8 protein-coding genes and 2 pseudogenes are annotated in these 8,381 nt (G+C 53.6%); 4 read left to right on the top strand and 6 right to left on the bottom strand.

What is annotated here, in order from left to right:
* Positions 1-439: 439 nt before the first annotated feature.
* The 3 genes and pseudogenes from B4968_RS20760 to B4968_RS20770 form a co-directional block, all read right to left on the bottom strand.
* On the bottom strand, positions 440-898 hold the full coding sequence (locus B4968_RS20760) for a hypothetical protein (protein ID WP_139792955.1): 459 nt from the start codon (positions 896-898) through the stop codon (positions 440-442).
* A gap of 527 nt (positions 899-1,425) precedes the next feature.
* Positions 1,426-1,611, bottom strand: coding sequence for a carboxymuconolactone decarboxylase family protein (locus B4968_RS20765; RefSeq protein ID WP_206601123.1), 186 nt, complete (start codon positions 1,609-1,611; stop codon positions 1,426-1,428).
* 30 nt (positions 1,612-1,641) lie between these two features.
* Positions 1,642-2,256: pseudogene (locus B4968_RS20770) on the bottom strand (transposase).
* A 276-nt stretch (positions 2,257-2,532) separates the two neighbouring features.
* Between B4968_RS20770 and B4968_RS20775 the strand changes: the two are divergent.
* From B4968_RS20775 to B4968_RS24925, 3 genes and pseudogenes are all read left to right on the top strand, one after another.
* Positions 2,533-3,321, top strand: a complete 789-nt coding sequence (locus B4968_RS20775) for a glycosyltransferase family protein (protein ID WP_193791590.1) — start codon at positions 2,533-2,535, stop codon at positions 3,319-3,321.
* 589 nt (positions 3,322-3,910) lie between these two features.
* A pseudogene (locus B4968_RS24920) lies at positions 3,911-4,009 on the top strand (GNAT family N-acetyltransferase); the annotation flags it as partial.
* Between the two features lie 19 nt (positions 4,010-4,028).
* Entirely contained in the window at positions 4,029-4,199 is a 171-nt protein-coding gene (locus tag B4968_RS24925; RefSeq protein ID WP_241525899.1) for a hypothetical protein, read from the top strand.
* 168 nt (positions 4,200-4,367) lie between these two features.
* Here the strand turns inward: B4968_RS24925 and B4968_RS20785 are convergent, their stop codons facing one another.
* Positions 4,368-5,006, bottom strand: a complete 639-nt coding sequence (locus tag B4968_RS20785) for a Rieske (2Fe-2S) protein (protein WP_083101156.1) — start codon at positions 5,004-5,006, stop codon at positions 4,368-4,370.
* Between the two features lie 334 nt (positions 5,007-5,340).
* Complete coding sequence (locus B4968_RS20790; RefSeq protein WP_206601124.1) at positions 5,341-5,865, bottom strand: LysE family translocator; 525 nt, start codon at positions 5,863-5,865, stop codon at positions 5,341-5,343.
* Between the two features lie 547 nt (positions 5,866-6,412).
* Here B4968_RS20790 and B4968_RS20795 point away from each other — a divergent pair.
* Entirely contained in the window at positions 6,413-7,609 is a 1,197-nt protein-coding gene (locus B4968_RS20795) for an NADH:flavin oxidoreductase/NADH oxidase family protein (RefSeq protein ID WP_083101157.1), read from the top strand.
* Between the two features lie 291 nt (positions 7,610-7,900).
* Here the strand turns inward: B4968_RS20795 and B4968_RS20800 are convergent.
* Positions 7,901-8,381: substrate-binding domain-containing protein (locus B4968_RS20800; RefSeq protein WP_173907560.1), on the bottom strand; the 481-nt coding region annotated here is incomplete at its 5' end.

The following is an 8,381-nucleotide window of genomic DNA, read 5'->3' on the forward strand; positions in this document are numbered from 1 at the left end:
GGTACATTGGCTAATGTCTAGAAAGGGCTGACAGCAGTCATCAGAGCAACCTCCCAGGGGCGCTTACTGCCGAGAACCGGGTGCCGCACCGCCGCAAGTCCGCTTCGAGCCCTCTTTAACGAAATTTCACGATGGCACGAATGGCCGCTGTCATGGACGAGGCACAAACCTTCAACAAATGCTTGGGTGGGAAGGTTCTCCGATGGCGCAGCGTGGATAAAACAAACCAATGGTAAGGATGCTTAGTCTCTACGTGCGCAAGATTGAACAAGCTCGAGCAAAGTTTGCGCATTCGGCATGTAATCAAGCGTGATTGGGTAGGTTGCCCGCTCCCAAAGAAATGGGTGGCCTGGATGAGATAGCCCCAAACCGAAGGGCTGCACTAGATCCTCAGAGAGCAGCGTCCCAACTTGCAGCATTGGATAAGGGCGACTTGAAATTACCGAATAAGAAAAAGAATCTGAATGGGGGCAGGAGACGACGTATAACGCACAACAAATCGCCAGTTTCGACCTCGACGACAAATGACAGCACGCCTATCCGTAATCAAATAGGCTAGGTTTTGCAGCACATACTGACGCTGGCTGGCCAAAAGCAATGAAATTCCTATGCAAGAAATTGTAAATGCACCGTAAACCCAGACGGCTTCGTCGCGGCCAAAGCGAGCTTCCGTATCAATAAACGGTAGAGTGCCCCACATGGCAAGCGCCCCAACAAAAAGGCCAATATAAAGCTTCCACTCGTCACCCACAGGCTGTAAAAACCGTCGCCCGTATCCCGGTTCACCAGACCACAAAAGGCGTTCTCCGTGGTCTAGAATGTCGTCCAGATCAGGGTGATCAAGGCTGATAACTGTAATGTTTTGCATCTGCGTACCGATACAATATGTCTCACTCAAAGGACACCCCCAAAGGCGTAATATGGATAAGAGTCACGGTTAGGAGCGCCGAAAACAAACGCGGGTTGTTGAACGATTTTCAGCGAAGCTGACATTGGCGCAAACGCAGCGAAAGCGCGCTTTGTCCGCAGTCCTGCCCTCCGTCTACCCCAAAATGCTGCACAATGTGTCCAACGGCAGCTTCGGGGAAGCTGCAACGCAGCGCTTGGACATCTGGTCAACGGCGGCTCTGGGCCGTTCGTGACCGCGATGGGAGGTGGAAGTTGTCCGAATTGCTGCACCATGCACATTTCGGTACGAAGGGCGGTTTCTAGACATTCGCTGCTGTTCGCCTCGACGGCTGCTATGCTCAAAAGACGACATTTCAAACCCAAGTGAACAATTATAACTAGATTTATTTCACTTAATATCAGCCGCCCGTTCCAAGCTAAGGAAAACCGCCAGCCGAGAGACATTCTCAATTGGCGGTTAACTGCTAATCCAAGTACATGAGGTGCGCATGTAAAGGCCAAGCCTTCCTGGTGTTACTACTCGGCAGCTTGATGAGTTGGAGTAGTCCAAGTATTAGGCTGAAAAGCAACATCCAAATCTGTTTCAGCAATGTGGTTGGTGTAGTTCGACAAAGTCTTGAGAGCTGTGCCGAGAATTACTTCCAGGATCGTTTGTCGCGTATAGCCCACCGCCAGAAACTCTTCAATTTGAGTGTTGGACATGGGCACAGTGACAGTGATGCCAAGAGCCGTCTAGAGGTTCAGCACGGCGATACGGATTTGGATATCGGCAACCTGCCTTTTAAAGTTCCTAGCCATGAGCGTTTGGCCAATTAGTTTCAAACAATGCATCTTGGTTTCGACGCGACTTCGGCGGTAATACCCGCTCCATCGTCGCCACAGGGTGCGGCCCAGATAACGCTGCGGATTGACCGCATCGTTGCGGGCAATTGCTCCGGCGTTCTTCGGCTTCCAGGGCTTTGCATTCTTGCGGGGCGGGATCATCGCTTGGGCATCTCGGGCGGCAACCGCGTTTTGGCATTTGAGTGTGTCATAGGCACTATCTGCGGTGACACTGCCGATGGCAGGGACTTGGTCTAGAAGTTCCGGCAGTACGGGATAATCTCCGAAGTTGCTGCTGGTGAGTTCGACTGGCAAAGCGGCATGCCAAACAGGACTTTCAACGTCAGACAGGTCTGAATGGCGGAATTACTGAATTGTTGCTGCCGTTCCCGTTTGCCACTTGGCGGCGGCATCCAAGCCATTGCCGGATCAAAGCAGTTCGACAACGCCCCCCCGACGCTTCAAACTGCCATTGTACGACGACCCATTCTTGGTCTTGTACTTTCTAGGGGCCCAACGGCTTATACCCGCAGCTATCATTATGGATTCATCCAGTGAATCCCATCAACCCATTTGTGCAACAAAGCCCTTTGCGCGACTAAAGAAAGACCTAACAAGTTTTAACTGCTACTTAAACCCTCCACCTTATCCAAAAAAAATAGATACTCGGATTGCAGAGATTTAGGCAGGTTTGAATTACGAAAATGCGCATATCGTCACAGCACATACCAGATTGCACCGCCCAGAATCGGCCAAAAGTAACTGTTTTTTGCGCCGTGTGGCACAAGCAAACCCAACAAGTTGGAGCTTCTGAAGTCTCATTGGGAAAACCTGAAACGACAGTCGATTCCGATCGAACCCTGCTATATTTTTGACAATGGCGACACGGCACCAGACTGGCTGGAATGCCCTTCGCATACGTTTTCCGGACCGCTTACGATCTATGAGGCTTGGGCGGCAGCTGTTGCTTTGTCACAGACCCGCTATGTGATGAATCTCAACATGGATGACCGGCTGGCGACCGACGCGGCAGAGCTGTTGCTGAATGCCATTCAAAGTCAGGATGCGGCACTTGTCGGAGGTGAGTGGTCCATTCGTTTTGATCAGCATTTTCATACTGAACAATTCTCCTCTTACAACACACGGGCAACGAAATTTGAGCCGGACTGGCCACCTGTACAGCCGCAAAACCTACGACTTGGCAGCGGAACCGGAGAACGCGAGACCTTTGGTCCGGCAACGCTGTGGGATCTGGAGAAAACTAAGCCCTGGTACCCGACCTACTTTGGAAACCGTGACCCTATTTTGTCGATCGGAGATGCTATTTTTTGGTACTACCTGCAACAACTGGGGCACAAGCTGGGACGCATCGAGACCGTTATTGGACGGTATTACTCTTCGCCCAATGTGCAGGCCGAGTTTCGACCACACAATGACAACGAAACCCTGCGCCAGCATAAGGTGAGCCATGTCTCCTTTTCTCAGATGGTTTCCAATAGAGAACACGCAGGCACTCAGTCGGCTGCTGCTCAACCAAAGGGCGTGCAGCCGCAAATCGGCACGCCGCCGCGTAGCCGGGTTGAAGCTTAGTCGCAGCAACTGGGAATGCGCTATCTGAAGTCGTTTGGGCGCACAGGGGAATAGATCCCTGCTAAACGCAGATGGCGCTTTGCGTAGATAGCGTCCTTTTCAACGACGCCCTTCCTGGGTGAAAGGCCCCTTCATGAACGGCCCGGAGCCGACCTTGGCCGTGTCAGGTCACGCTGCTGGGCAGCTTCACCAAACCAGCCATTCACCCCCTGCTGCAGCATTTATGATCACTAGAGGGCAGGACTGCGGACATTGCCGACATTGATCCGTTATGAGCTTAATGTATGCAGGAGTAAAAGGCTGGCACATGCCCCCGATCCCTACGCTCAAGACACCCCGCCTGATCCTCCGGCCCATGCGGGTAACAGATTGGACCGCCTACCAGCGTCTGATGGTGTCAGACCGCTCCATCTACATGGGGGGCCCTTTCTCCACTGCCGTGGCTTGGGGAATGTTCTGTGCAGATCACGCCCAATGGAGCCTGTTTGGGTGCGGTGCCCTCATGATCGAGGATACGACCAACGGCAAATGCCTTGGACAAGTAGGCATCAACTCGGGCCCCTTGTGACCGGAGTTCGAATTGGGATGGTTGCTCTATCCTGAGGCGGAAGGACATGGTTACGCATATGAGGCTGCGGCCGCCTTGCGAGAATGGGGCCGTGATGTGGGGCACATCGACACGCTGGTGAGCTACGTCGATCCTGAGAATGCGAAATCCGCCAGACTGGCAGAACGGCTCGGTGCAACGCTCGATGCCCACGCGCAACGGCCTGATCCGTCGGATTTGGTCTATCGGCACTACAGTTAAGGAAGGGTCGGTGCGGGCCGCAATTGTCGATGCCGAATTGCTGCACCGGCGAAATGCTGCGCCAGTGTAGTCCGGAAGTAAGGCTCACTGCCGCCGTTCGCCGCGCCAGCACACCAGATCGGCACTCGGGCCTGAGGTCAAGGGAGGTGAGCGGACAAACATTGCGTTCGTTGCACCTTGTCTCAACTTCCGCGTATCGATAAAGGCAGAAACCTTAAAACGACGATATACGAGTAATTTAACGTCTGGTTTTCGGCGGATTAGTAAGGTCAAGCTGAAAGTATCTGCCATCCTCAGTCATCTGAGCTGAAATGATCCTTAGATTACCATGTGACGGTCCTTTGCGGATGCGGCCAGACAGGTCAAAATGAACGCCCCGACAGGGATCAAAGAAACCATCAAAATCGCCTGCTCGGGTCAACACGACGCAGCCAAAACCACTCGGATTTAGGGCCCATGCGAAGAACCACTCGTCGTTCACCATCAGGCTGGTATCCTGTGCTGGAAATGGCTCTGTTTTGCCGGAAAGAACAGAAAATGGATCGGGCCATAGTGCCGGGTCTTCGTGTTGCTTTGCTAGCATAATATCATCGAAATCTCGCCGCCAGACTATGACCGGGAACTGATTAATCTTGATGATCCGTGCATCACCAGGTTCGAAGTCAGCGATTCTGATCAGGGGGTGATTATGGTCAAAATCTGCGAGAACGTCCGCTGTAGGTAGCCCAGATCGAATGAGGAAATGCCCTCCCATTGCAGCAGTAGCAATGGCTGTCACAGTGGTGACAATGTAAAGGAAGTTGATGCGATTCATTAATGAAGCGTTGTAATTGAAACCTATGTAGGTGGATATGAAAATTTTGACGCAGGGCCTCATGACGGAGTGGCCTTAGCCACTTCCACTTTAGCTTCAAACCGGAAGAGCCAAATGATGGCGAAAGCATACTCCGATCGAATGCCAATGGCCATACTCACGTGAAATCTGCCATTCATGCGCCGTGAAGCAATCGTGGTTTGGGGCTCATTGCCGCCGTTCGTCGCGCCAGCGCACCAAACCGGGACTGAAACCGGAGGTCAAGTTCGGCTGAGCGGACAGACCTGCCATTACACTTTTTACTTGCCGAATGCTGATCGCAAAAGACCCATCCCCGCAATGGCGAAGAGACCAGCGACCGCGCCATCGACCCATCTGCGGACCCGCGCGTAGCCACTCATTGCGCTCTAGGCAAGGAAAAAGCGAGTGCATAAACAAAGTAGATAAAGAAACCCAGTGCCACGCGAATTGGTGTTGCCAGTGCCACCTGCCAAACCCCATCGCCATCCCCCAATCCCAAGGAAAGCGTCGCCATCCAAGCGACAACAGCTTTAGGGTTTGATAGATTTAGGATGAGCCCGCGTTTGAACCATCCCCCGTTTGCCTCATGTGGCGTCATCGTTGGCGTCTTTTCACAGGCAGATCGGGCAGTTTTGAAGGCAAGCCATAAGAGATATCCGCCGCCAAAGACTTTGAGCGCCGTTAGGGCATATGTCGACGCCTGTAAAACGGCTCCCACTCCTGTGGCCGCAACCAGCCCCCAGAAAGCCAATCCGACCGACAACCCCAAACCGAAACGAAGCCCATTGTTTCTACCAGAACTCATGGAAACAGTCGCCGCTGCCAAAGTTGCGGGGCCCGGAGAAGCGGCCACAACGAAAAATGCAATGCCAACCGACATTAGACCGACCAGATCAATCATTAGCGCGAACTCCTAAAGGTATTTGGGGCAAGGAAAATGGCGTCCGAACAGCTATTCAACAATGCTAGGCAATGTCAATTTTGGGCTTATTCCGTTGAAAAACTCCCTGGCAGGAAAAGCGTTGCCAAAAATTGGAACAACTGTTTTGTGGAGGTCCGTCTGACAAACAGTATTCGCAAAATGGGGCATCAGTGGAACAGTGTTCCGGTAGAATGCTCAGATTTAGCCCAACACCGAGTTTTTCAACAGAATAGGCTCATTGCTGACATTGAGGGCAAAAAGCCACGTTTGACAGCTTGAATGTCCGCTTCCAGGAAGTCGAGATGCGATTTGTGCATGTGCGGCAACGAGAGCCAACCTCGCTTCGCATCGGTCACTTTGGGCTGGCAGCAGTCAACCAGGTGTGCCGATCAGACCGGCGACAGAGTGTCGGTGAAAACCACACGCTGCACCGCCGCAAGTCCGCTGTGAGCCCGTTTTGACAAATGGAGTATCGCGTACGAATGTCGGCTTGTGACGAATGCCGGATAAATGGGGTGCCGCTGAGATGAACGCTTCGAATACAAATATACTCACACAGCCGTTGCGTCTTCCATGCGGCGTTGTCCTCAAGAACCGCATGGCGAAATCGGCAATGTCGGACTCACTGGGCAATGGATGTGGCGCGCCAACGGATGCTCAAAATCGCCTATATGAACGGTGGGCGGAGGGCGGATTGGCGCTGTCAATCATTGGCGAGGTTCAGGGCTCGCCTCATTATGCCGAGAAGCCGGGGAATCTCGTCCTTGACGCCCATTCAGATCCTGAAACTTTCAAGACCCTAGCACGTGCGGGATCATACAATAACGCGCATCTTTGGTTGCAGCTTGGACATGCTGGCGCGATGGCCGATGCGCCGATAAGTAACCCGAAGGGGCCAAGCGCACTTGACCTTCCGGGGCTGAAATGTGGCGCGCTCTCAATGTCGGAAATCCAGAGTATACCCCATGAGTTTGCGCGCACGGCTGTTCTTGCGAAGGAGTTTGGGTTTGGAGGCGTTGAAGTTCACGCGGCACATGGTTTCCTGCTGAGCCAGTTCTTGTCGCCATTGTTCAACATGCGGACGGATGCCTATGGTGGTAGTCTGGAGAACAGAATGCGCCTTTTGCTGGAAACGATTGACGCCGTTCGACGCGCTGTCGGCCCGGATTTTCCCATTGGAATAAAGCTCAATGCTACAGATCAGCTCGAAGGTGGATTCGAGCAAGACGAAGCACTTGCCGTCATGAAGGCTCTCGACAGCACCAGCATTGATCTGATCGACATCAGTGGTGGGACATACTTTCCTGGTGCGCCTTCTTCATCGGATCGTGCAGGGTCTGGCCCTTATTTTGTGGACTTTGCCAAACGCGCTCGCACAAAGACGAGCAAGCTGCTGATGGTGACGGGGGGCTTTAAGACGTTGCAACAGGCAGAGGCGGCCATCCGGGATGGAGCCGCCGATATGGTTGGCCTCGCGCGTGCGCTTATCGTCGATCCCGACTTGCCGAAGAAATGGCAAGCCGGTCACACGCCGGAACCTAACTTCCCACGCTTTGACACCCCACCGGAAGGCGGCGTGACGGCATGGTATACGATGCAGATGACGCGGATCGCCAATAACCAGAGCTCACTGTCTCCAGCTGATCTTCTCAATGCAATCCAAGTCTACGAGGAGAGGGATCAACGGCGGCGTGCGGCTTGGGCGGAGCATTTTGCAGATTAGCGGAACCGTCAAAGCCGACATCCAGGGAACGACGGGGAACGGTAGCAAAGTCCGCAGGCTATCAGTTCGCCGTCGTCTTGATTTCGCGCCCGCAGCGAACGGCGGCAATGCGGGCTGCGACTGCAGCATCTTGACCGGTCGGTGAAAGGCAGGTCTGGGCCGTTCGTGTTGATCGACACGAGGGACGGTTAACGGCCATTCGCTGCAATCTGTATAAAAGTCCGAAATCCGGCGGACTACCTCTTGGAGGTTTCCTCTTCGATGGGGAATACTTGGCCCCTTCTTCATGGGCTATCGGAAATCTGAAGACGATGCGATGTCGATAAAGGCTTTCACCAATCGCAATCGTGCCCGGTCTTTTGGCGCGACGACTGCGGTTTCGTGCGGTTCGGACAATTCAGCGACCGGCACTTCGACCAGACCGCGGGAAATCAACCCGCTGTTGCTGAGAAAGATGGCGATCCCGGCCCCTTGCAGCACGGCTTCGCACATCAGCGGAAAGGTTGTCATTTTGATAGTGCGCCGGAAATGGGTTCCGTGTTCGACCAATGCCTCGCGCACGATGCGCTCGGTCAGGGATCCGCTTTCGGGCAGGATGATCGTTTCCCCCACCAGATCTCTTAAATGCAGCATGTCCCGATCAGCAAGTGGTGAAGATGGTAGAACATAGGTCACGTACTGGGCTTCTTGTATCGGCACCCGTTCCCAATCGCCTATATGGGGGGGATCCGTGATCAACCCGACATCGGCCCGCCGCTCCCGCAACAGCCGC

Origin of the sequence: Pseudophaeobacter leonis (assembly GCF_002087335.1) — a bacterium.
In the GTDB taxonomy this organism is placed as follows: Bacteria; Pseudomonadota; Alphaproteobacteria; order Rhodobacterales; family Rhodobacteraceae; genus Pseudophaeobacter; species Pseudophaeobacter leonis.